This is a genomic window from Rheinheimera sp. UJ63 (assembly GCF_021568285.1).
Taxonomy (GTDB): Bacteria; Pseudomonadota; Gammaproteobacteria; order Enterobacterales; family Alteromonadaceae; genus Alishewanella; species Alishewanella maricola.
The window spans coordinates 147814-172010 of the sequence record NZ_JAKGTQ010000002.1 but is presented as its reverse complement, the minus strand read 5'-3'; the positions used below and the strand labels follow the sequence as shown (position 1 = coordinate 172010).

Below are 24197 nucleotides of genomic sequence, written 5' to 3'. Positions count from 1 at the left end.
CTATTTTTTCAGGAATGATTGTAACTGTGTATGAAAGTCTGATGCCAACTTTTCTTCAGGAAGCGGATTTTCTAATTCAAACAGCAAATTAATGTTATGTGGCGTCACGCCAATAACACGTTGTTTGCCTTGCATTTCAATAACTAAGATACGTTCACGCTGCCCTAATGGCAGGGAAGAAATCACTTTAATATGTTTAGTACCCGGTAGGCGTAACGACAGTTTTTTAAACAACCAACCCAAACCAATCACTAAAACAACCACCAGCGCCAGAGAAATGACGATTTTCATCAAGGTCATCGAGCTGGGTGTTGCTGCACTACTATTCTCGGCCGCTTTCAGCCGAGCAGTACGATCGCTTGCAGTGTTATTGTCAGCCGCTGGCACTGCTAACGGCGCGCTGGTGTCTCTTACTAAGGGGTTAGGCTCGTCCGTGACCACTTCAGCGGGTACCGGCTCAGCCAGCTCTGGCTGATTGACCGCAAGCTCAACCGTGGCCGCAGCGCGCTGCTGCGGTGAGTCTGTTGCAGGCGGCGCAGTAGCTAATGCCTGCAGCGGCAGCCACAGGCAATAGGTTAAGGCGAAAAGTAAGCTACTATTGCGCATTAGCGTAACTTCTTAATCCGCTCAATTTGGCTAATCACATCCGTCAATCGGATACCAAATTTGTCGTTAACCACCACCACTTCACCGTGCGCAATCAGGGTGCCATTGACTAATACATCTAATGGCTCACCGGCGATCCGCTCTAGCTCCACCACCGAACCTTGGTTCAGTTGCAGTAAATTACGAATACTGATTTTAGCGCGCCCCACTTCCATCGAAATAGTCACAGGAATATCTAAAATAGTATCGAGCTTACGTTTATCTAACGCACTGCCTTTCTCGTCTTTTAATTCTTCAAGATCGACCGTTTTTGCATCGCCACCTTCAGCCTCAGCCATCGCTGCTGCCCATTCGTCCATTGTGTCTTGATCTTCAGCCATCGTTGTTACCTTCTTTCCCGCTCACCGATATTTAAATCGGCCTCTAATTCTGAAATATCTGCATCATTGTCTAAGCGACGGCCACCTTTGGTGAACACTTGTAGCTCAGACTTAACCGATTCAGGTCGCTTAATCTTCTCGGAAATCTTCAAGGCGACATTATCGCGAGAACGCCCCAGCTTCGCACGATAAGTCGGTAAATCTTCTACCAGCACGGTAATATGCTCTGGCATTTCGACCGGAATAATATCGCCTGCTTTTAATTCCATGATTTGCCGCAGCGTTAAGTCAACTTCCAGCATTTTGGTGCTGAGATCGACCTTGACGTCCATAATTTCATCACGCAAGGCTCTAGACCAGCGTAAATCGGTGTCTTCTTTATCGCTTTGCACACCGGCATCTAGCAACTCGCGTATCGGCTCTAGCATTGAATAAGGCAGAGCAACGTGGAAATCGCCACCGCCGCCATCTAATTCGATATGAAATGAGCTGATCACCACGACTTCTGTGGGGCTGACGATATTCGCCATCGCGGGGTTCACTTCCGAGTCCAGATATTCAAACGACACATCCATGACCGGCGCCCAAGCTTCTTTGTAATCTTCAAAAATTAATTTTAGCAACATCTGAATGATGCGACGCTCGGTAGGCGTAAATTCGCGCCCTTCAATTTTGGCATGATAGCGGCCATCACCACCAAAGAAGTTATCTACCAAGATAAACACCAGCCGTGCTTCCATGGTAATCAGGCCCGTGCCTTTTAATGGACGGAAACGCACCATGTTTAAACTGGTGGGCACAAACAAGGTGTGCACATATTCGCCGAATTTAATCATTTGCACGCCGTTAATCGACACTTCGGCAGTGCGGCGCATCATATTAAACAAGCTGATGCGCATGTGCCGAGCAAAACGCTCGTTTACCATCTCAAGCGTAGGCATCCGACCACGGACGATACGATCCTGCGAAGAGAAGTCGAATTGAGTAGACTGACGCCCTTCTGTGGCTTCAACCCCCTCGACATCTTCTTCTTCTACGTCATCGACACCATGTAATAGCGCATCAATTTCATCTTGGGACAATAAATCGGACACGGTTGCTCACTCTTATTGCATAACAAAACCGGTAAATAGCACTTCGGCTATTACCACAGAACCCACCACATCCAGCATGGCGTTTTGTAAATCAATTAACGCTTTGTTTTTTAATTCTTCTTTGCCCGTAGCTGAAATCAACTCGTCAGCATTAGCTGAACTAAAGGTGGCTAATAAGGCGCTTTCAATTAACGGAATATTCTTGAGCGCCAGCGCTTGGTTTGCTGAGCCGCGCACCATTAATTGCACCCGAATTTGCACTAAGCGATCTCGCGATAAACCGGCTACATTAAATACGAATGGCCGCGGCAATTGCACATAAAGCGCCGTACCCTGCACCACCGGTGTGCCGTCGGCAGCCGCGCCCCCTTCAGCAGTCACTTCAGCACTGGCAGCGGGTGTATCTGAACCCATAAAGAAAAAATAACCGCCACCGGCACCCGCTAATACCACCACGAGCGCAATCAGCATCATCAGCTTTTTCTTTTTGGCTCCCTGATCAACAATCTCTAACTCATTATCTGCCATTCTGTATGGCTCCCTTTGCCGTCAAAAAACTGACTAAATAACTGTTATTATGCTCACCTGTCACGGCTGTTGTAAACGAAAAGCCGTGATAACGGTGAAATCAACTGACTTTCAGCCGCCGAACGGCTTAACCATCTAAGCCTGCTTAGGCATAGTAATCTACGATACGCTCGCTATGTTGCACCTCGACACTGCGCTCTTGCACTGGGCCATCAATATCCTCAAACAGCGCTGAACCTTGGCCCTGACCTTGCTGCGATCCAGAATCAGCAGATTGCCGGTCTTGCCGCGATTGCTGTTGCACCTGACCATCGCCTAATTGAATGCCCTGTTGTTGCAATAATTCACGTAATCTTGGCATTTGTTGTTCTAGTAGCTCTTTCGCATGGGCTTGTTGCACTATAAACTGCACTGAAGCTTGTTCTTGCTGTAAGTTAACGCGAATTTGCATTTGCCCCAATTCGGCTGGATCTAAACGAATATCGGCCACCTGAATATTTTGTCTTACCATAATTTGCACGCGTTCCCGTAACTGACCGGCCGCATCTTGCTGTAATTGTAACTGCTGCAGGCTGGTGGGTAAGGTTGCAGCAGGGGCTTTGCTTTGATTAGCCCGCGTTTGTTGTTCTAAAGCGCCAGCGAAACCTTCAGTGCGCAGCATATTATTAGCTAATTCACTCGCTGTAGGTGTGCTACTGCTGGCGGCTGGCACGTTATTGGCTTGTTGCGCCAAACTCACTTCGAGGTTTACTGCGGCAAACTGGCGAGCATCTTGACGTTGCTGACCTGATTGCTCATGTTGTTGTTCACTGTTGGCGGCATTTTTGGCCACATGCTCAAGGGTGTTTAACTTGGTGTTTGCGGCACTCTCCACACTCGCCGTAGGCACTTTAGTCAGCTCGGCTGTCGGCGCAGTGACAATAATAGGCTCAGCTTGATCTTCCGTCACATTATTTAACGCAGCCGATTGTAACGGCGCACTTTGCATAGACGCGGTTGCTGCGCTCTGAGCGCTTGAAGGTAGCGCAGCCGAATTCGCTGCTGCCACGCTCGCTTGCGGCGTCTCTACCTGACTGGTTTTGCTATTTAGACTGTTACTGACGGCAATTTGTGCCTCTAAATCGACTAACGCCTGCTCGGTTTGCTTCACTTCAGCGGTCAAAATGTCGGCGTTACTGTCATTTTGCTGAGCCGCAATGGTCAGTGAACTGACGGGTTGACTCGCTATGGTGTTGGCAGGGTTGCTCTGACTGGCCATCTTATTAATAGCGGCGGTTTGCGCTTGATTACTGGCCGCTGACTTAATAGCAACCGCTTGCTCTTGCAAAGCACTACCTGCGGTTTCTAACTCAAGATCAACTGAGCTCAGCTCAGCAGTTTGTATTGTCGGTGCTGTTTGTACGCTTTGTGCATTTTGTTGTTTGGCCGTTACAGGCGTTGCAACCGCTTGCTCAGTTGATGCGGTGACTAAAGACTGCGCAGCGCCCTGCGGTGCTTGCGACACTTGGTTTAATGCTGCATCGTTTGCAGTGCTCTCACCACCCGCGGCCTTTAACGCTTTAGCCGCTTGCTCATCCAGCAGCGCTTTGCTCTCTGCCTTTATTGCTGAAGGCTCTAACGAAGCCAGTGCCGCGGCTTTATCGGCCGTTTTCTCTGGCACGACATCACCTAAGTTTGAGTCAATAACCTCGGTCAGCGCCGCAGCATCGGTTATCGGGATAATCGGTGTTAGGCGATCAGTCACTGGGCTGTCATTTAGCGTAAATTGTGTGGCACTGGTTTTTTGCTTTAAGGCTAACAAGGCAGCTGCTTGCGCTTGTTCCTGTTCAGCGTCAGTCAGCGGTTTTTCGCTTAATGTTGTTGCGGTCGCTGAGGTATTACCCGCTGAAGCGTTCAGCACATCCGTGTCAGCAACCTTGCTTGTTAGCGCCGTTGCAGAAGACGGTTCAGTCGTATGTGCCTGCGCCGTTAATTTACCCGCAGCCAGTTGTGCGGCACTAAACGCGTCTAGCGCAAGGTAACCAGCCGGTATTTCGGCACTGAGCAGCTGCGCATCAAACTCGTTAAAAAGGCTATCTTCAGGTGATGGCACAGGGCCAATAGTTTGAAAGTCCGGTATGGGTTGAATTTGAAAAAACTCAGCAGGATCGCGGGCACGATAACGTAACTGTGCGCTGGTATCTGTCGATTGTTTAATTAAGCCCAACCATTGGCCAGCAATATCTAATTCTGCGGCAAGCTCAGCGGATACTTCAGTATTGTCTGCTAACGAGGGATCCGTAACCATTTTGGACTCGGTAACAAAGGCACGATGATCAGCCATTGTGACTAACGGCTTCGCGGTGCTTGCTTGCGTTTGTTCGGTGCTCTCGGAGCTTACAGTGTTAGCAGTGTTAGCCACTGGTGCTTTAATCGCTTGGCGCGAATTGGCGGCAACATTTTGCCCTGCAGTACTCTTTTGTTGCTTATCTTGCAGCAATTGTTGAAACACGCCGGCTTGCTGCGCACTGGCTGGATCATTAAATTGCCCTGCTGCAGCCTGCTCGCCAGAGGGCGTGCTGTCTAAGCCGTTAAACATTAGGGAAAACTGTAAGCCTTGAGTCATGTGTTACTCCGCCTGCATCTAAGCTGCTGTGTAAGCCTATTTATATGCAAATACCATACAAAAACCGCGCCACTTTTAACTGTTTGCAATGGTTTAGTACTGTTCTGTCTGTTTAGTACGTTGATAAAAACGTTGCGCCGCGTACTCATCGGCCAGTTTTTGTTGTTGTTTTTCTGCTAGTTGAAATTCTTTTTGTCGAGCTTGTTCAACCAAGATCTCTAAGGCTTTACGCTTGGTTTGCATTTTTAACCAGGTTTGCCGCCGCTGCTCTGCCGCGTTACGATTTTGCTGTACCACACGACCTTGCTGAGTTAATGCCTGATCTAACTTACTGATAAAGCTTACATACTGATTATATTGGCGACCACCGAGGCCGGCACTGCCTTGCTGCAAGCTTTGCTGAATATATTCGGTGCGATAATCGGCTAAGCCTTGATATTTTTGCTCAGCCTGCACAAACGCTTGCTGTGCTCGTACAAATTGCGCCTGCAAGGTTTCCTCACGCTCTTTTTGTACTTTAATTAATAGCGTTAAGCGTTCATTGGCCATTAGTTAGCTCGCTTCGGTTGGGGTGCCAACTGACTGAGCAGCGTCAGACACTCGTCATATTGCACAATTTCTTTCATGCCTTGCTGTAAGAAGGTATTGATGCGCGGCAACATATTGATGGCCAAATCTAACTGCGGATCACTGCCTCGCACATAAGCGCCGATGGCAATTAAATCTTTGCTTTGCTGATAACTGGCATATAACTGTTTAATACTGCGCGCCATCAATTGGTGCTGCTCGCTGGTTACCGCGGGCATGACTCGACTGATCGATTTTTCAATATCAATTGCCGGAAAATGCCCGGCATCGGCAAGGCTGCGCGACAGCACAATGTGGCCATCTAAAATAGCGCGTGACGCATCAGCGATCGGATCTTGTAGATCATCACCTTCTGATAACACGGTATAAAAAGCGGTTATTGAGCCTTGATTGCCGGAGCCATTACCTGCACGTTCAACCAGCGCCGGTAATTTGGCGAACACCGAAGGGGGATAGCCCTTTGTGGCAGGTGGCTCACCAACGGCCAGGGCAATTTCGCGCTGCGCTTGGGCATAACGCGTAATAGAGTCAATCAGCAGTAATACATCAAGGCCTTGATCACGAAAATACTCGGCAACTTGCACCGCCGTTTCACAGCCTTTTAAACGCATTAACGGCGACACATCGGCCGGTGCGGCGACTACAACAGAGCGTTTCTTACCCTCGTCACCTAAAATTTCATCGATAAATTCCTTTACCTCGCGTCCCCGCTCACCCACTAAGCCCACCACAATAACATCTGCAGCCGTGCCGCGTGTCATCATGCCCAGCAACACACTTTTACCGACACCAGAGCCGGCAAATAAGCCCATACGCTGCCCCTTGCCAACGGTTAAAATGGCGTTGATAGAGCGGATCCCGACATCCAGTGGCTGTTTAATTGGCCGCCGATGTAGCGGATTTATCGGTTTACCTTTACCTGTGGCATAGTGTGTTGCTGTAATTGGCCCTTTACCATCCAGCGGTTGGCCCACACCATCAATCACCCGCCCCAGCAATGCCATGCTGAGCGGCACACCTTTGTGCTGCAACAGCGGCGTGACCCGAGCGCCTGGTACCACGCCGTCAATATCATCTTGCGGCATTAAATACACGCGCTCCTGGGCAAAACCCACCACTTCCGCCATAATTTGGCCGCGAGCACTGTCGACTAAACAGGCTTGGCCAATAGCCGCGCTGCAGCCCACGGCTTCCAGCGTTAAGCCGACCACCCGCACTAAGCGGCCAGAAACCATCGGCCGGCTCTGATGAATATACTGATGTTGCTGCTTAACTCGGTTAAGCAAGCTGACAGGTTCAGTCATAAAATCCCTGTGTTGTGCTGCATAAGCAGCATTGTCAGATAAAAAGCGGTTTACTCTGGAGAGGACTGATGCAGGAAGTGTTCCAAGCTGCTTTGTAAACGTTGCGTCAAACTTCTGTCGACACTGGATTTTTCGGCTTCTACCAAGCAACCGCCTTGTTCTACCAACGGCTCAGCACGTAATTGCCATTGGCGTTGCTGCAGATCGTCTGCTGAATAATGTTCGCGAATAATGGCTAAATCATCTGGATGCAGTTTAATCAGCAGTTGACCCGCTTGCATCGGTAAGGCCGCGGTGGCTTCTTGCATGGCTTGCAAAATCACCTGAGGATTAGTTTTGACTTCAACGCCGATCACGGCTTTGGCCATAGCCAAAGCTAACTCGGTTAATGCCTGCTCGACTTGCTGATTTAAATCGGCCAGCGGTTGCTGTAATTGTTCGATTAAAGCCGTTAGTTGCGCCAATTTTTCATCAATATCGGGCTGCGCCGCGGCGAGGCCTTGTTTTTTGCCTTCAGCCACACCTTGCGTTAAGCCATCTTGTTGCCCTTGTTCACGGCCTTCGTTGTACCCCTTACTAAAGCCTTCGTCTTTACCCTCGGCAAAGCCTTCATCATAAGCCGATTGCCGCAGTTGCTCCATGTCGGCCGCAGTCAGCGGTTTAAATCTTTCTTCTTCGTCGGCGGGGTCAGGGGTAGTCGTGTGGCTTGGGCGTCGTAAATTCAGCGCATTGGTATGCCCTGGCAGCATTTCGGTATCTGCCGTCATATCGGGGGTATCCCAAGTTTGCAGCAGATCAGAAACCTCTTCGTCTGGCGAAAAAGGTTTTTTATATCGAAACGCATCTTTACTCATCTAGCCCTCGCGCTTAAACGAATTCTTCGCCACCGCCGCCGCCTAACATAATTTCACCGGCATCAGACAAGCGTCGTGCCACCGATAAAATCTCTTTTTGCGCCGTTTCAACTTCACTGACCCGCACGGGGCCCATCGCTTCTAAATCGTCTTGTAGTAATTCAGCGGCGCGTTTCGACATGTTCTTCAAGATTTTCTCTTTCAGATTCTCATCGGTGCCTTTTAAGGCTCTCATTAATACATCTTGTTGTACTTCACGCAGAATGGCTTGGATACCACGATCATCAACGTCAATCAGGTTTTCAAATACAAACATCAGATCTTGAATTTGTTGCGCCATTTCTTCGTCATGCTCACGAATAGAATCCATCAGCTGACCTTCTAAGTTGGTATCTAAGTAGTTCAAGATATCGGCTGCCGCTTTTAAGCCGCCCATTTTCGCGGTTTGTGCACCCGCTTGACCGGCAAATTGTTTCTCCATAATTTCATTCAACTCCTGCAACGCGGCCGGTTGAACTTCTTCAAGGTTAGCAATACGCATGGTTAAGTCTAACCGAACTTTTTCTGAAAACTGCGATAAAATTTCGGCCGATTGCTCCGGCTCTAAATAAGATAAAACGATAGTTTGAATTTGCGGGTGCTCGTTGCGAATAATATTGGCAACCTGCTTCGAATCCATCCACTTTAACGAATCTAAGCCACGGGCACCGCCACCTAATACAATTTGATCAATCAGGTTAGCGGCTTTCTCTTCGCCTAACGCCGCCGTTAATGCCCGTTTGATAAACTCTTCGCTTTGGAAACCTATGGTACTAAAGTTTTGGATTTGTTCGATAAAGCGCCGATGGACCGCCGTGATCTTAGCTTGATTCAAATCGGTGGTTTGCGCCATCGCCATCCCCACCCGCTGCACCTGCTTCGGCTCTAAGTGCTTAAGAATTTGCGCGGCATCTTCTTCTGACAAACTCAGCAGTAAGATAGCGGCCTTTTCAACGCCATCTAACTTACTGACGTCAAAGATTTTAACTTCTTTTTTCTCACTCATCTTCAGCCAACCAATTCTTCACTACTAATGAGGACAGTTCCGGCTCGTTCGCCACTAAGGCACGCACCGCTCTTAATAAATCTTCGTCGCCATGCAGATCCGGTAACATCAAGGTGCCATCTGGCGCAAAACCGACAGATTTTTCATCAAACTGGGCAACCGCCAAGTCATCTTCGTTACCCAGATCTAAACCACTGGTCATGGCATCTTCATCATAAGCATCGACTGTTTCTGCCGGGTTCATCAGTTTCTTCAGCATTGGCAGCACGATACCCAGTAACAATACAATGATAACCAAGCCACCCATGACCAACTTAACCACTTGCAAGAACCAATCTTGTTGATAAATAGGCACATCGGCTAATACTTCAACTTGCTCACGGACGAAAGGCACCGAAATCACTTCGATAGTATCACCGCGTTGTACATCAAAGCCAACGCCACCTTGTAATAAACGGCGAATATTCTCTAGCTCTGCCTGTGCCATCGGGGTGGCGGGGCCAAGGGTACCATCTTCTTGGGGTACGCCTTGTTTATAATCGACCGCCACCGACACACTTAAGCGACGGATCACGCCACTTTGCTGGCTAGTATGGCTAATGGTGGTATCAAGCTCAAAGTTGCGAGTAGACTCACGACTATTGCGACCAGGGATCACCGCTTGCGACGCCCCGGTAGCTTGCTCAGGAATAGCCGAAGGCATTGGGGGTTGATTAGACAACGCACCAGGAATACCGCCACTGCCGCCGCCAACGCTGTTTTCTTCAATCACCATTTCGCTGCGAATGGCCGGTAAATCTGGGTTATAGCGCTTTTGGGTTTGCTCAACAGCGGTAAAGTCCATCATTAAGTCGACTTGCGCAGTGTAATTTCCCATGCCCAGTACCGGTAATAAGATGGAGTCAACTTTCTGACGATACTCATCTTCACGGCTACGTTGAATTTCTAATTCACGACGATTGCGGGCAGAGCTGCCATCTTGTGAACCGCTATTCAGTAAGCGACCATTTTGATCGGTTACGGTCACGCGGCTTGGCTCTAAGCTTTGCACGGCAGAGGCCACTAAATCGACAATCGCATCGACTTCACTGTCACGGATCACACGCCCGCCGCGCGCAGTCACTAATACCGTGGCGGAAGGTAAGGCTTGTTGCCGAGCAAACACGTTTTCTTTAGGAATAGCCAGTAGTACCCGCGCTCTGGCAATGCTTTGTAATTCTTCAATGGTTCTGGCCAGTTGTTGCTCACGGCTGTGCTTTAACCGTTCCATTTCTAAACGCTGACTGACTCCAAAACCGCTGTCTTGTAATAAAAACTCAGTACCTAATGACGGCTCTTGGTTTAAACCGGCACGAGACAAGCCTAAACGCACATCTTGTAAGGTATCTTCCGGTACTAAAATAACGTTACCTTCCAATTTGTATTTAACTTTTTGCGCGTCTAAATGATCCAGTGTTTGAATAAGCTCTTGCGTGTTGTAAGTACCCAGTGGCCGCATCTCAGGGGTTTTCGCCCAGAGAATGATCAAGATGGCAATACCCAAACAAATGGTTAATGCCACGATCAACGTGACCTGTCTTAACAAATCACCACTATTGCCCAGCGCACTCAAAAAGCCCGCCTTGCTTTGCGGTTGATTGTCATTGCTGAAATCGGTGTTGGTTAACGCCAGTTCCGTTGATTGATTATCTGCCACCATACTTCTCCTGCTTGCGCTACCCGTCTAATTAGACCGGCATCGACATAATTTCTTTATAGGCTTCGACCACTTTATTACGAACTTGCACGGTCGCTTCGAAAGCCAAAGAGGATTTTTGCGCGGCAATCATGGCTTGCGCCAAGGACACTTTAGGATCGCCCATTTCAACTGCGGTCGCCATGCCACGGCTTTGCTGCTGTAGTTCATTGACACTGCCTAGCGCGTTTTTAAACAAGGTGGAAAAATCTGACTGGCTGCTGTTTGTCGGCTGCACCGCCATGCTTGGATCGGCTTCGAAGGGCAAAGCACGTGCTTGGGTTGCCATGCTTTGCATTTGGGCATATAACGCCTGACCTTTAATTTCCATAATGCTGCCTGTCAAAATTTTGTTATTTACGAGGATATAACAGACTAAGCAGAAGTTGTGCCAACTCGCCAAACATAGGGAAAACAGGGGTTATAACCAGACAGCCTTACGCTGCATCGGCATTCGTTGCCAAGCAGCGTAAGGCTTTGTAGTGAAATGACGTATGAGGCTCGCTTAAGCCGGAATATCAATACCTGACTCGCGCATCCGCGCTAATTTGTAACGCAAGGTGCGATCACTGATACCCAGCTTTTCGGCCACGTCTTTGCGCTTAAAAGCACAAGCCTGAAGCGTGGCAAGAATAAGCTTATGCTCTTGCTCATGAATTTCAGTTTTAAAATCGGTGGTGTCTGCCGTGGTTGAACCTACACCTTGCACGCGTGGCACGGCACTTTGCCCCAGTGAACCCGGCACTTCTAATAAAATATCAGCCGCCGCAATCTCAATGCCGCCTTGTAAAATTAAAGCACGCTGGATCACATTATCGAGCTCGCGCACATTACCTGGCCAGCTGTGCTGGGTTAAACGCTGTTGAGCCGCTTTACTCAACTGGCAAGTTGGCCGTTGTTGTTTATGGCAATGCCGGCGCAATAAATGCTCCGCCAACGGCACAATATCTTCCGGGCGCTGCGCTAATGCAGGCCAACTTAACGGAAAAACATTTAAACGATAATACAAATCTTCACGAAAAAGGCCATCGGCTACCGCTTGAGCAAGCTCACGATTACTGGTGGCTAAAATGCGCACATCTAACTTAATGGTTTTACGACTGCCCAGCCGCTCTACTTCGCGCTCTTGTAGCACACGTAAGAGTTTAACCTGCAAATTCATCGGCATTTCAGTAATTTCATCCAGCAGGATAGTACCGCCTTGTGCTTGTTCAAATTTACCCGGACACGCCGCCACCGCACCGGTAAAGGCGCCCTTTTCGTAACCAAATAAGGTGGATTCCAACATATTATCGGGGATCGCTGCGCAGTTAATGGCGATAAAAGGCTCAGCAGCACGGGCTGATTGTTGATGAATATAACGCGCCAGCACTTCTTTTCCCGAGCCACTAGGCCCTAAGATCATCACACTGGCTTCAGAATGCGCCACCCGCTCGGCCAATTGTAACAGGGCTTTGCTCTGCTCGGCCGCGGCAATCGGCGTGAAGCTGTCTGTTGGCTCAGCAACCACATAACGCGCTACCGTACTGACCAGCACCTCAGGTGAAAACGGTTTCGATAAATAATCAATCGCCCCTAAGCGAATCGCCTCAACCGCATCTTGCACGGTGGCATAGGCCGTCATCATCAGCACAGGTAATTGCGGATGTTGTTCGCGTAAGGTTTTTAACAAGGTTAAACCCGATACCGAGCCCATTTGCACGTCACTGATCACCAGTTGCACACTTTGTTTTTTTAATAGCAGCAAGGCTTCTTCGGCACTGGCGGCACTGAGCACCTGATAATTGACCAAACTCAGTGTATCGATTAAGGCTTCGCGTAAACCGGCATCATCTTCCACAATTAATATTTTCAGATCTGACATGGCTTTACTCCTTAGTCTTAGTCGCTGAGGCACTATGATGAATAGGCAAGCTGATCTCAAAACAGGCGCCACTTAACGCCCCCTTTGGCCTTGCTGCTAACTCAACATAATGAATACTGCCCTGATGGCTATGGACCACCGCCTGTACAACCGCTAGACCTAAACCACTGCCACCGGCTTTATTGCTAAAAAACGGCTCAAACATCTGCGCTTGCACGGCTAGCGGAATACCCGGGCCATTATCACTAAATTGCCAGGTTAACTGCCCCGCTTTGCCAATTTGCTGCGCTAAGCACAATTGTGCGTTATCGCCTGCAGCTTGTAAGCTGTTGTGCAATAGGTTTAATAAGGCTTCTACTAGGCTGTTTTTATTACCCAGTAAAGATACTTGCGGTGTGGTTAAACTGATTTTAAGGGTGGCATGATGATGGCTTAGCAAGGCTTCGCTGCGCAGTTCCAGCTCGTCCATTAATTGCTGCAATGTCATGCTGGCCACGGCTTGTGCCGTACCTGAGCGCGCAAATAACAGCATATCGTTCACTTGCTGCTCTAAATCGTGCAAGCGCGCCAGTAACTTATCTTGAAATTGTTCACGTGATTGATGGGGCAATTTTGGGCTACGCAAATTCTCTGCATATAGCATGGCAGAAGATAAAGGGGTGCGAATTTGATGCGCGAGCGTCGCCATCATTTTACCCAGTGTGGATAAACGCTGCAGATGACTTAAGCGATTTTGTAGCTCACGTGTTTCGGTGAGATCGGTCAACACAATAAGCTGCCCCGAGTCGGGTGTTAAAGCACTGATTTGCAGTTTTACGCGCCGCCCATCCGTTAACGATACTTCTAAGCCATCATCACTGCGAGGTCGAAAGCAGCGGTTAATCACATTAAGCCATGACTCACCGAGCAAAGGCTCGCCAAGCATCTCTACAGCAACATGATTCACTTCAATCACTCGGCCCCAACCATCAAGCAACACCACGCCGGAGGGTAAGCATTGCAGAATGTGTTTTAACCGCTGCTCTTTCGAGCGCGCACTGCTTTTTGTGGGCGCGATCAAAGGATGCACAGTCGCACTTGATACTTCATTCAAGTGGCTGGTTGCGGTTAATACTGACATAGAGTGGCTCCTGCTGCTAAGGGCCAACAGCGAAGCAGTTGGCGGATCTTAACAGGAGCAATGCAGAGAATGTGCCATGATTAAATTATTGATATTAATAATCTTTATGCGTCAAAAATCTGACAACAGGCTCAAGATGATGCAGAGTTACTCGTCTTTACCTAAATTATATTTACGCATTTTTTCAACCAAGGTAGTGCGGCGCAAACCTAGAATATCGGCTGCCCGCGCCACTACAAAATCGTGGCGCTCTAGCGCTTGAGAGATAAAACGGATTTCTAATTCAGCCAAATACTCTTTTAAGTCTAAGCCCTCTTCCGGCAAGTTATCTTGAGTGATAACAGAAGTAAATGTGGCTACAGACTCAAAACCGGCGGCCTCCTCACTGTCGCTGCTGTCATCGCTTTGAAATAACGCATTTAACAGATCACGCTCTTGTAATTCTTCTGGATACACCGGCTGATAAGATTCAACATCTAGGTGCTGATATTTTTTCGGTAGCTCGGCCACATCGACGATCTGATCCGGATACATGATCACCATACGTTCGAGTAAATTAGCCAACTCGCGCACATTACCCGGCCAACTGTGTAACTTTAAACTGTCGAGTGCGCGTTCAGTAAACTTCACTTTTGCTTGATGTGCGGCATATTGGCGATTGAGTAATTCATTAATTAAAATCGGCAAATCGTCTGCACGATCGCACAGCGCAGGAGTATCGATAGGAAACACATTTAAGCGATAGTATAAATCTTCCCGAAAACTGCCGTCTGTGATCATCACTTCTAAATCGCGATGCGTTGCCGCAATAATCCGCACATCGGCTTTCAGCGTTTGGCTACCGCCTACCCGCTCAAAAATTCGCTCTTGCAACACCCGCAGCAATTTCACTTGCATGGGCTGTGGCATATCACCAATTTCGTCCAAAAATAAGGTGCCACCTTGTGCTAACTCAAACCGACCTTTGCGGGTAGAAATAGCCCCGGTAAAGGCGCCTTTTTCATGTCCAAATAATTCGCTTTCTAACAATTCGGCCGGAATAGCCCCACAATTAATTGGCACAAAGGGCCCATTCGCGCGGTTCGATAATAAATGAATATTGCGCGCGACCACTTCTTTACCGGTACCAGAAGGCCCTAATACCAGCACATTCGCTTCTGTTTTGGCCACTTGCTGGATCAAAAAACGAATTTTTTGCATGGCCGGTGTTTGCCCAACCATGCCATCGAAGCGCACTTGATTATCTTGCTGTTTATGGGTGGGTAATAAGCGATGGTACTGCTGCGCATCACGCAAAAGCTGCGTTAAGCTATTATAAGAAAAGGGCTCACTCAACACGCCAATCACGTTGGCCTGCTCTAATAAATAACCTTGGCTGTCACCAATAACTAAAAACGCACTTGCCGGAAATTGCCGAATAATAGTACTGGCATCCAATTGATCAATCGCCCCGAACACAACCACCGAAGCCGGATGATGTTGTAGGGTATTGGCCAAATCAGCAGGGCTCACCAGCTGATGAGCTTCACCAATAAAACTGCAGACGGTGGACAAACGCTCACAGCGATTGAGTTGCAAATCAACCAGATAAAGATGAGGGTTATCAGACATAAGCGCACAGTTTATAACTATAATTGACTTTATTGTACAAGCTGTGCGCAGCCTTGCAAGGTAAAACGCTAATTTTTTGACAGGGCGTCAAAAAATTAGCGTTTAGCAAAATACTGATATACGCAGTTTAACTAAGCAGCGATAACGCTTGCTCTGAACTAACACGTGCTTGCATCGCCACATTCACCGAGCTTTGCGATAAAATATTATTGGCCGCACGTTCGCTACTGGCTTTCGCATAATCAAGATCAGCAATACGCGAACGCGCTTCAGAAGTAGCGACTTGCTGACCTGATACCGCACGAGAAGCACTGTCAAAGGCATTGATACTAGCCCCGACCTCAGTTTGCAACGCATTTAACTGCTCTGCCACAGCGCGCACCGTTGTCAGAGTTTGTGGCTGAGTTAAATCAATACTGAACAAGTTTTGACTGTTCAGCGCTGCGCCTAAATCTTGGGTTTGTAATTGTAGATTGCTATCACCAGCATTAAAGCTAAGCGCCGTATCTTCAAAAAGTTTCTTACCGGCAAACTCCGCCGTTAAACCTTGTTGGATATTGGCTAAATAACCATTCGCTTCGCTTTGCAGCGCTTGTTTGTCAGCATCGCTATAAATGCCATTACCGGCAGCAATCGCCAACCGCTCAATTTCATTCACGTTATCGCTAATCCCTTGCACCGCTTGCTCATAAACCCGCGCAAACGCCACTCCATCGGCAATATTACGCTGCCCTTGCTGCTGACCATTTATCACGCTGCTCAACCGATTACTGATTTGCAAACCCGCCGCATCATCGGCAGCGCTGGTAATACGCTTACCACTGGCTTCTTGCTGGGCTAATTTCTGTTGTTGCTGCAACACATTAGTTAAGATGTTATTGCTTGGCGTTGTAATTTTCATCAGCATGCCTCGTTATCAAATCTTAATTAAGTTTAGCCCTTAAGTGGTGTTAACTCAAATGAATGGCGCTATCAAAATGCGTACAGAAACGACTAAAGGCTTCACTTAAAATACAACTGCTGCGATTAACTTGCATCTGCTCAGAAACGGGTTAAACTAATTTAACTGACCTGCTGTTTTTACAAGACTTTTTAGGTTTTTACTTTAAAGCAGTTACAAATGGCATGTGTTATGCTTTACCGTAAATAACGAGAAAAATGGGTGGGCAGACAATGTTTGATGGCAAAACGATCCTAATCACTGGCGGTACTGGCTCATTCGGGCATAAATATACTCAAACTTTACTTGATCGCTATAAACCAAAAAAAATCATCATTTATTCTCGCGATGAGCTAAAACAATATGAAATGCAGCAACGCTTTAATCAAAGCTGTATGCGCTATTTTATTGGTGATGTTCGCGATGGTGACCGTTTAGTTAGAGCGATGCATGGTGTAGATTATGTGATCCATGCTGCGGCACTGAAGCAAGTTCCTGCAGCAGAATATAACCCGACCGAATGTATCCGAACCAATATCAATGGTGCCGAGAACGTCATTAATGCTGCCATCGATTGTAATGTTGAAAAAGTTATTGCCCTCTCCACTGATAAAGCCGCAAACCCAGTCAATTTATATGGTGCCACCAAACTCGCCTCTGACAAATTATTCGTCGCCGCAAATAATATGGTGGGAGGAAGTCGCCCCCGTTTCTCTGTTGTGCGCTACGGTAATGTTGTAGGCTCTCGTGGTTCAGTTGTTCCTTTCTTTCAACAACTGATTGATAACGGCAGCGACCATCTGCCGGTTACCCATCAAGATATGACGCGCTTTTGGATTAGTTTGCAGCAAGGCGTAGATTTTGTATTGAAGAACTTTGAACGGATGCTTGGCGGTGAGATCTTCGTACCCAAAATACCCTCTATCCGCATTACTGATTTAGCCAAAGCTATGGCCCCTGATTTACCCATTAAAATTGTCGGCATTCGCCCCGGTGAAAAACTTCATGAAATGATGTGTCCAGGCGATATGTCCTACCACACCTATGAGTTTTCAGACCACTTTGTGATTGCGCCCGCCATTAAGTTTTTTAATCGCAGTAATGATTTTACTTCTAACGCGATTAACGAACAGGGAACACCAGTCTTAGATAATTTTGAATATGTTTCAAATAGCAATCCGCACTTTTTATCAATTGCTGAAATCTTAGAATTCAATTTGGATGTATCTCTATGATTCCCTATGGTAAACAGCAACTGGATTCAGATGATATCGCGGCAGTCACGGCGGTATTGCAATCTGCATGGCTCACCCAAGGACCACAAGTTCCCGCTTTTGAACAAGCTATCAGTGTATTGTGTGGCGCCAAACATGCTGTAGCGGTAAACAGTGCGACATCGGCTTTGCATATTGCCTGCCTTGCACTTGACGTTGGCCCTGGCGATTTAGTTTGGACCTCTGCCATTTCGTTTGTTGCGTCGGCCAATTGCGCGCTTTATTGCGGTGCAACAGTTGATTTTGTTGATATTGAGCTTAATACCGGCAATATGTGTGTTAACGCTTTAGAAGCAAAATTACTCATAGCAAAAAAAACTAATACCCTTCCTAAGGTCGTTATTCCAGTTCATTTTGCCGGTCAACCCTGCAACATGGCCAAAATCGCGCAATTAGCGGCCGAGTATGGTTTCAAGGTTATTGAAGATGCGTCTCACGCCATTGGTGCACAGTATCAAGGTAAAGCCGTTGGCAGTTGTCATTATGCCGATATCTGTATATTTAGCTTTCATCCGGTGAAAATTATCACTTCTGGTGAAGGTGGTATGGCTCTGACAAACCAAAGCGACGTTGCTCGTAAAATGCAGCTGCTGCGCAGTCATGGCATTACCTCTGAGACCACAGAGTTTAATGAAGAGAGTCATGGCCCTTGGTATTATCAGCAGCAACTTTTAGGCTTTAACTATCGGATGACGGATTTACAAGCGGCCTTAGGTTTGAGTCAATCACATAAATTGTCACAATTTGTTACCAAACGTAATAAGCTTGCCCAGCAGTATCAAAAGCTTTTAGCGCCTTTTAATAGGATTATGCCGTTGCAAGTGCAGGCGGATTGCTACAGCAGCTATCATTTATTTGTTGTTAGGCTAACGGGGCTTTCTAAAACACACCATAAAGCCTGCATTGAACACTTACGTGGCAAAGACATTATTGGTCATCTGCATTATATTCCGATTTATTTACACCCCTTCTACCAACAACAAGGTTTTCAACCTGGTTATTGCGAGCAGGCTGAACGCTATTATCAGCAGGCGGTGACCTTGCCATTATATCCTGGTTTAACGTTGAAGCAGCAAAGTCATATTGTGCAAGTATTAACAGACTTTTTGTCTAACGACCTTTAGTCATGTTTTTTAAACGGCATTTCAGGAACTCGTTATGAATATCGCCATTATTCCAGCCAGAGGAGGCAGTAAGCGGATCCCGCGTAAAAACATAAAATTGTTTTGTGGAAAACCAATGATTGCCTATCCGATTATCGCAGCAATAGACAGCGGTGTGGTGGATAAAGTGATTGTATCAACGGACGATGCAGAAATTGCTGATATTGCAAAACACTATGGGGCTGAACTCCCTTTCTTTCGCAACAAAGACTTAGCGGATGATTACACGAGTACCAGCGCCGTAATAAAAGACACCATACAACGTTTACTTCAGCTAGGCTGGTCAATTAATCATTGTGCTTGCCTGTATGCCACAACACCGCTACTGAGCGCGAACACTATTAAAGAAATGCTTGTCACGCTAACAAGCACTAATGCCTCCTATGTATTTACAGCAGCGCGTTTTTCTTTTCCTATACAGCGCGCGCTATTGCAAACTGCAAGCGGCGGTGTAACACCTTTTGATCGCAATAGTATCGGCAAACGTTCGCAAGATTTAGCCCCCGCTTATCATGATGCCGGCCAGCTATATTGGGCCACAGCAAGTACATGGTTAAACGCTGAACACAACATTTTTGGCGAACAGTCCAAAATGCATGTTCTGCCTGATCATTTGATACAAGATATTGATACACCCGGCGATTGGCTTCGGGCAGAATTGCTGTATAAATTGCTGCAACAGGAACATCCCTAGCATGAAAGTGCTGTTTCGGGTTGATGCCTCTGTCACAATTGGCAGTGGCCATGTTATGCGTTGCTTAACATTAGCAACAGCGCTACGAAAACAACATATTGACTGTCACTTTCTGTGCCGTGAAACACAGGGAAATTTACTGGCGCTGATTACAGAGCAAGGTTTTGAAACTTTTAGCTTACCTTGTGAGCCGGCGAATGAACTGCTTGATAGCCAACAAAGCTTGGCCAAACTAAGCTTTCACTATCAATTACTGGTGCTTGATCATTACCAATTAGGATATACATATTGCAAACAGATGCGATCACGTTGTCGTTATATTATGGTGATAGACGATTTAGCCAACAGAACACATGATTGCGATCTTTTACTCGACCAAAACTTGCTAGCTAATGCGGCTAATCGATACCGTAAACTTGTCCCTGCACATTGTAAAACCTTAACAGGTCCTTGCTATGCATTACTACGTGAGGAGTTTTATCAAATTTATCCACCTCGAACTCAGCATCAGATTCTGGTTGGTTTTGGTGGCAGTGATGAGCAAAACTTAACGTCTTTGGCAATTAAAGTGATTGCACAGTTAAAGATCCCAGGCATTTCGGCCGATATAGTAATTGGCGCTAATAACCCTTGGCGCGAACAGTTAATGTCACAGCTGGCCGCTTACCCTAATTTCACATTACATATTCAATGCAACAATATGGCTGAGTTGATGGCGCGTGCTTCATTAATGCTCGGCGCCGGCGGCGCGACACACTGGGAAAGATGTATAACAGCTTTACCCGGGCTGGTGGTGGTGGCTGCCGACAATCAAAAAGCCATTACCGAATACCTAGCAGAGCAAGGAGCCTGTATTTTTTTGGGAATGGCTGACGAGATAACTGAGCTAAGCTTAACGCTACAACTACAACATTATTTAACACAGCCGAACTTACTGGCTGCAGTTAGCCAACACGCAGCTGCGATTGTGCCAAAAGATGCGGGAACCCCTTTAGTGGTAAGCGCAATATCAAAATTAATTAACTAAAAAATTTGGAAATGAGGTCAACAAATGGCTGTTATTACGCTGGGAAAACATCAGATTGGCGCTGGTAATCCGCCCTTTATCATTGCTGAGCTCTCTGGTAACCATGACCAAAGTTTAGAAAAAGCGTTAGCCATGGTAGATGCCGCAGCAAAATGTGGTGCAGATGCAATTAAACTGCAAACCTATACCCCAGACACCATTACGCTAAATGTGCATGAAAATGAGTTTTTTATCGATAACCCGGCTAGCTTATGGCACGGCTGCTCGTTGTATGAACTTTATAAAAAGGCCATGACACCCTGGGAGTGGCATAAACCGTTGTTTGATCGTGCAAAAGAGCACGGTATGTTAGCCTTTAGCTCGCCTTTTGATTTAACCGCAGTAGACTATCTGGAACAGTTAGATGTGCCCTGCTATAAAATTGCCTCGTTTGAAAATATCGATCATGGCTTAATTGCTGCCGTTGCCCGCACCGGCAAGCCGGTGATCATCTCAACCGGCATGGCCACCCAAGCTGAATTAGCAGAAGCCGTTGACGTGCTGCAACGCAACGGTTGCAACGACATTATCTTGTTAAAATGTACCAGCAACTACCCGGCACGCCCTATCGACGCCAACTTAAACACTATTCCACACCTGGCGGCGCTGTTTGACTGTCAGGTTGGCTTATCCGATCACACAGCCGGTATTGGTGTCAGCGTAGCTGCTGTCGCGCTAGGCGCAAGTGTGATAGAAAAACACTTTGTGTTGGATCGCAGCGAAGGTGGCATAGACTCAGCCTTTTCTATGGAGCCGGACGAGTTCAGTTTACTGGTATCGGAATGTCGTAAAGCTAAAGATGCCTTAGGTAAAGTGCATTACGGCTGTACCGATAAAGAGATAGCCTCGCGGATACACCGGCGCTCGCTCTATATTGCTAAAGATATGCAAGCCGGAGATATATTTACCGCAGAAAACCTGCGTTCAGTGCGGCCGGGGCTTGGTTTAGCACCGAAATATTTGCCACAACTTCTTGGCCGTAAAGTAAAACAGGATGTGACGATGGGCACGCCACTTAGCTGGGATTTGCTGTGACAGAGCCACTGTCCGGCAGCGCATTGCTGTTAACCAGTGCCAGCGCCAAAATTCCTATGTTGCAAGCAGCCAGGCAAGCCTGGCTGCGGTTGTTCCCAACCGGAAGTATTATTGCTGGTGACACCCAACGGCTATGCGTCAGCAGAGCAGTTGCTGACAGTTTCTGGCAAATGCCAGCCACAGTTAATGCAAATAAAGCTGAACTCCGCAGCGGCTGTATTGAACGCAACATAAAGGTCATCCTGCCCAGCCGGGATGGTGAACTGTTGTTTTGGGCGAAAAACCGCGCTTACTTTGCTGACGCCGGCATTCATATTATTGTGTCGCCAGAGGCCGGCATTAAATTGTGCCTAGATAAATTGGCCTTTGCTGAATTTGGGCGGCAGCATCAACTACCTATTATTCCAGCGTCATTAAAAATTGACGACATTATCGCAGAGCAATTTGTAGTGAAAGAGCGTTTTGGTGCCGGAGCCAAATCTATCGGACTGGCGCGGAGCAAGGCGCAGGCCATTCAGCATGCTAAACAGTTACAGAATCCAATCTATCAGCCTATGCAAAGAGGAAAAGAAATCAGTATCGATGCATGGCTGGACAGAGATAGCTGTGTAAAAGGCCTGATACTGCGACAGCGGGATAAAGTTGTTGCCGGTGAATCGCAAATTAGCACCACCTTCAGCGATACGACTTTAGCTCAGCAGTTCAGCTATATATTGGCAAAGCTGAAACTAACAGGCCCTGTGGTTATGCAAGCCATTATTGATGCCAGCGGCAAGCCGCATATTATAGAATGTAATAGCCGTTTTGGCGGTGCTTCTACCTTAAGCATCGTGGCTGGGCTTGATAGCCTGTATTGGAGCTTTTTGCAAGCCATGCAGCCAGAGGCTATGCTTACAGCATTTATCGCAGCAACACAGCCCATCAGGCAACTACGCTACAGTATGGATACCTATCAGTATGATCCTGATTTTTGATCTGGATGACACCTTATACGATGAACGTCAGTTCGTCGAAAGCGGCTTTCGCGCTGTAGCCGCTATGGCACAGCAGCGCTGGCAATTAGATGCCGCCAACGGTTTTCAACGTTTATGTCAGTTGTTAGACAGCCAGGGGCGCGGGCGTATTTTTGACGAGTGGTTAGCACCGCACAACCTGGCCACGAAAACCAATATCAGTGACTGTGTGCGCCGCTACCGCTTACATAAACCGGCTCTGACACTACCGCAAGCCCACCGCCAAATGCTACAAAACTTGCCTGGGCCACTTTATCTTGTCACCGACGGCCATAAAATAGTACAGCAAAATAAACTCGAGGCACTTGGCTTAGCGCCTTATTTTAAACGTATGTTTATTACTCACCGTTTTGGCATAAAGCATGCTAAACCTTCTACCTATTGTTTTGATTTAATCCAGAAAGCAGAACAATGTAGCTGGCAGGATCTAGTTTATATTGGCGATAACCCGGCAAAAGACTTTGTTAATCTGAATAAAAAAGGCGCACAAACTGTCCGCATTTTGACAGGCTGCCACAAGGATGCGCAGGCTAAACCAGGCTATGACGCTAAAACGCGGCTGCATACTCTTACTGAGCTGAAGCAACTGCTAAAAGGTAACCACAATAATGTCTGATAAAGCAAAATTTACTGAACAACGCCACGCGCTGGGGTTTATGGAAGCTATGCCCAAACCCTCAGAGCCACAGTTACAGGCGCATTATAACGCTAAGTACTACCAGGTGCCCGAAGGCTCTTACCAAAGCACTTATACTAAGCATGAGCTCGAGTATTTTCACAACATCGCCAGTGTCGCTCACCGTGTAGCACAGCAAAATAACTTGCATCGCAGCTTACTGGACCTGGGCTGTGGTGAAGGTTTTTTTGTCAACGCTTTTAACACCTTTGGCTGGGAGCTTGCCTGCTGTGATTATTCTGACTTTGGTATCAGCAAACACAACCCGCATTTGTTGCCGTATTTTCAGCAAGGCAGTATTGAACAAAGCCTTGCACACTACAAAGGCCGCATCTTTGGCCTGATTAACCTGCAAAACGTGCTGGAGCATGTACTGGATCCGTTCGAAACCATGGCCACACTCAAACCCCTGCTGTCAGCCAGTTCCGCCCTGAGAATTAAAGTACCAAATGACTATTCAGACTTCCAACTGGCCTTGCAACAACAAGGCTATACCGACAATACCTGGTTTGCCCCACCGGAGCATTTGAGCTATTTTAACCAGGAAAACTTGACCCGTTTTATCTCTGCATGCGGATATCGTTTATTGTCGTTACAAACCACCTTTCCTATCGAAGTTTTTCTAACAAATTCACATTCTAATTACTGGCAGGACCGAAGCTTAGGTAAACAAGCGCATTTTAGCCGCGTATTTTGTGAAAACTTTCTGATTGGCAATAATATCGATAATTATATTCGTTATGCTGAAGCTAGTGCAGCCCTGGGCTTTGGCCGTGAGCTGGTCGCTTATGTCACACCTGAGTAAGCCTTAATTTTCGAGAAAAAATGAACAACAAAGCAAACACCAATCTAGTGGTATCAACAGACTCATCAGCTAAAGAAGCATACAGCCGCAAGAGCTTTTACCAAACCTTTAGCTACTGCCCGTTGCCACCGGCAGAAATGCTGAATAATTTAGGGCTGTTTATGCGCCGTCAGGATCTGGCACGCATTATGTTTATG

General features: G+C 47.3%; 23 protein-coding genes. 8 read left to right on the top strand and 15 right to left on the bottom strand.

Annotated features, from left to right (window positions below; all coding sequences use genetic code 11):
• The 15 genes from fliO to L1N97_RS06790 form a co-directional block, all read right to left on the bottom strand.
• Window positions 1-606 carry a flagellar biosynthetic protein FliO gene (fliO, locus tag L1N97_RS06860; protein WP_236129270.1) on the bottom strand — a complete coding sequence of 202 codons (606 nt, stop codon included), beginning with the start codon at window positions 604-606 and terminating at the stop codon, window positions 1-3.
• Window positions 606-986 carry a flagellar motor switch protein FliN gene (fliN, locus tag L1N97_RS06855; protein ID WP_236129269.1) on the bottom strand — a complete coding sequence of 127 codons (381 nt, stop codon included), beginning with the start codon at window positions 984-986 and terminating at the stop codon, window positions 606-608. The genes fliO and fliN overlap by 1 nt, the downstream gene beginning before the upstream one ends.
• A gap of 5 nt (window positions 987-991) precedes the next feature.
• Window positions 992-2080 (bottom strand): flagellar motor switch protein FliM, encoded by a 1089-nt coding sequence (fliM, locus tag L1N97_RS06850; protein WP_236129268.1) that lies wholly within the window; start codon window positions 2078-2080, stop codon window positions 992-994.
• A 12-nt stretch (window positions 2081-2092) separates the two neighbouring features.
• Entirely contained in the window at window positions 2093-2608 is a 516-nt protein-coding gene (gene fliL / locus L1N97_RS06845; RefSeq protein WP_236129267.1) for a flagellar basal body-associated protein FliL, read from the bottom strand.
• Between the two features lie 145 nt (window positions 2609-2753).
• On the bottom strand, window positions 2754-5213 hold the full coding sequence (locus L1N97_RS06840) for a flagellar hook-length control protein FliK (RefSeq protein WP_236129266.1): 2460 nt from the start codon (window positions 5211-5213) through the stop codon (window positions 2754-2756).
• 93 nt (window positions 5214-5306) lie between these two features.
• Window positions 5307-5762, bottom strand: coding sequence for a flagellar export protein FliJ (fliJ, locus tag L1N97_RS06835; protein ID WP_236129265.1), 456 nt, complete (start codon window positions 5760-5762; stop codon window positions 5307-5309).
• Window positions 5762-7105: a flagellar protein export ATPase FliI gene (fliI, locus tag L1N97_RS06830; RefSeq protein ID WP_236129264.1), complete on the bottom strand. Its 1344-nt coding sequence runs from the start codon at window positions 7103-7105 to the stop codon at window positions 5762-5764. The genes fliJ and fliI overlap by 1 nt, the downstream gene beginning before the upstream one ends.
• A 50-nt stretch (window positions 7106-7155) precedes the next feature.
• Window positions 7156-7959 carry a flagellar assembly protein FliH gene (gene fliH, locus L1N97_RS06825; protein WP_236129263.1) on the bottom strand — a complete coding sequence of 268 codons (804 nt, stop codon included), beginning with the start codon at window positions 7957-7959 and terminating at the stop codon, window positions 7156-7158.
• 13 nt (window positions 7960-7972) lie between these two features.
• The gene (gene fliG / locus L1N97_RS06820) at window positions 7973-9004 is read right to left on the bottom strand and encodes a flagellar motor switch protein FliG (protein ID WP_229584509.1); all 1032 of its coding nucleotides are present in this window, start codon (window positions 9002-9004) and stop codon (window positions 7973-7975) included.
• Complete coding sequence (gene fliF / locus L1N97_RS06815) at window positions 8997-10703, bottom strand: flagellar basal-body MS-ring/collar protein FliF (protein WP_229584510.1); 1707 nt, start codon at window positions 10701-10703, stop codon at window positions 8997-8999. The genes fliG and fliF overlap by 8 nt, the downstream gene beginning before the upstream one ends.
• Before the next feature lie 28 nt (window positions 10704-10731).
• On the bottom strand, window positions 10732-11070 hold the full coding sequence (gene fliE / locus L1N97_RS06810; protein ID WP_229584511.1) for a flagellar hook-basal body complex protein FliE: 339 nt from the start codon (window positions 11068-11070) through the stop codon (window positions 10732-10734).
• Window positions 11071-11244: 174 nt separating this feature from the next.
• A complete protein-coding gene (locus L1N97_RS06805; RefSeq protein ID WP_236129262.1) occupies window positions 11245-12603 on the bottom strand; it encodes a sigma-54-dependent transcriptional regulator in 1359 nt (452 codons plus the stop codon).
• Window positions 12604-12607: 4 nt separating this feature from the next.
• Window positions 12608-13723, bottom strand: a complete 1116-nt coding sequence (locus L1N97_RS06800; RefSeq protein WP_236129261.1) for a sensor histidine kinase — start codon at window positions 13721-13723, stop codon at window positions 12608-12610.
• Between the two features lie 147 nt (window positions 13724-13870).
• Entirely contained in the window at window positions 13871-15334 is a 1464-nt protein-coding gene (locus L1N97_RS06795; protein WP_236129260.1) for a sigma-54 dependent transcriptional regulator, read from the bottom strand.
• 127 nt (window positions 15335-15461) lie between these two features.
• Entirely contained in the window at window positions 15462-16235 is a 774-nt protein-coding gene (locus L1N97_RS06790) for a flagellin (RefSeq protein ID WP_236129259.1), read from the bottom strand.
• Window positions 16236-16507: 272 nt separating this feature from the next.
• Between L1N97_RS06790 and pseB the strand changes: the two genes are divergently transcribed.
• Genes pseB through L1N97_RS06750 form a run of 8 tightly spaced genes read left to right on the top strand, consistent with a single transcriptional unit; the run spans window position 16508 to window position 24000 of the window.
• Window positions 16508-17509: a UDP-N-acetylglucosamine 4,6-dehydratase (inverting) gene (gene pseB / locus L1N97_RS06785; protein WP_236129258.1), complete on the top strand. Its 1002-nt coding sequence runs from the start codon at window positions 16508-16510 to the stop codon at window positions 17507-17509.
• Window positions 17506-18672 (top strand): UDP-4-amino-4,6-dideoxy-N-acetyl-beta-L-altrosamine transaminase, encoded by a 1167-nt coding sequence (gene pseC, locus L1N97_RS06780; RefSeq protein ID WP_236129257.1) that lies wholly within the window; start codon window positions 17506-17508, stop codon window positions 18670-18672. Before pseB ends, pseC begins: the two co-directional genes overlap by 4 nt.
• Window positions 18673-18706: 34 nt before the next feature.
• Window positions 18707-19405, top strand: a complete 699-nt coding sequence (gene pseF, locus L1N97_RS06775; RefSeq protein WP_236129256.1) for a pseudaminic acid cytidylyltransferase — start codon at window positions 18707-18709, stop codon at window positions 19403-19405.
• Between the two features lies 1 nt (window position 19406).
• Complete coding sequence (pseG, locus tag L1N97_RS06770) at window positions 19407-20432, top strand: UDP-2,4-diacetamido-2,4,6-trideoxy-beta-L-altropyranose hydrolase (RefSeq protein WP_236129255.1); 1026 nt, start codon at window positions 19407-19409, stop codon at window positions 20430-20432.
• A gap of 24 nt (window positions 20433-20456) precedes the next feature.
• Entirely contained in the window at window positions 20457-21506 is a 1050-nt protein-coding gene (gene pseI, locus L1N97_RS06765) for a pseudaminic acid synthase (RefSeq protein WP_236129254.1), read from the top strand.
• The gene (locus L1N97_RS06760) at window positions 21503-22480 is read left to right on the top strand and encodes an ATP-grasp domain-containing protein (protein WP_236129253.1); all 978 of its coding nucleotides are present in this window, start codon (window positions 21503-21505) and stop codon (window positions 22478-22480) included. Before pseI ends, L1N97_RS06760 begins: the two co-directional genes overlap by 4 nt.
• Window positions 22464-23135 (top strand): HAD family hydrolase, encoded by a 672-nt coding sequence (locus L1N97_RS06755; RefSeq protein WP_236129252.1) that lies wholly within the window; start codon window positions 22464-22466, stop codon window positions 23133-23135. Before L1N97_RS06760 ends, L1N97_RS06755 begins: the two co-directional genes overlap by 17 nt.
• The gene (locus tag L1N97_RS06750; protein WP_236129251.1) at window positions 23128-24000 is read left to right on the top strand and encodes a class I SAM-dependent methyltransferase; all 873 of its coding nucleotides are present in this window, start codon (window positions 23128-23130) and stop codon (window positions 23998-24000) included. The genes L1N97_RS06755 and L1N97_RS06750 overlap by 8 nt, the downstream gene beginning before the upstream one ends.
• Window positions 24001-24197 lie beyond the last annotated feature (197 nt).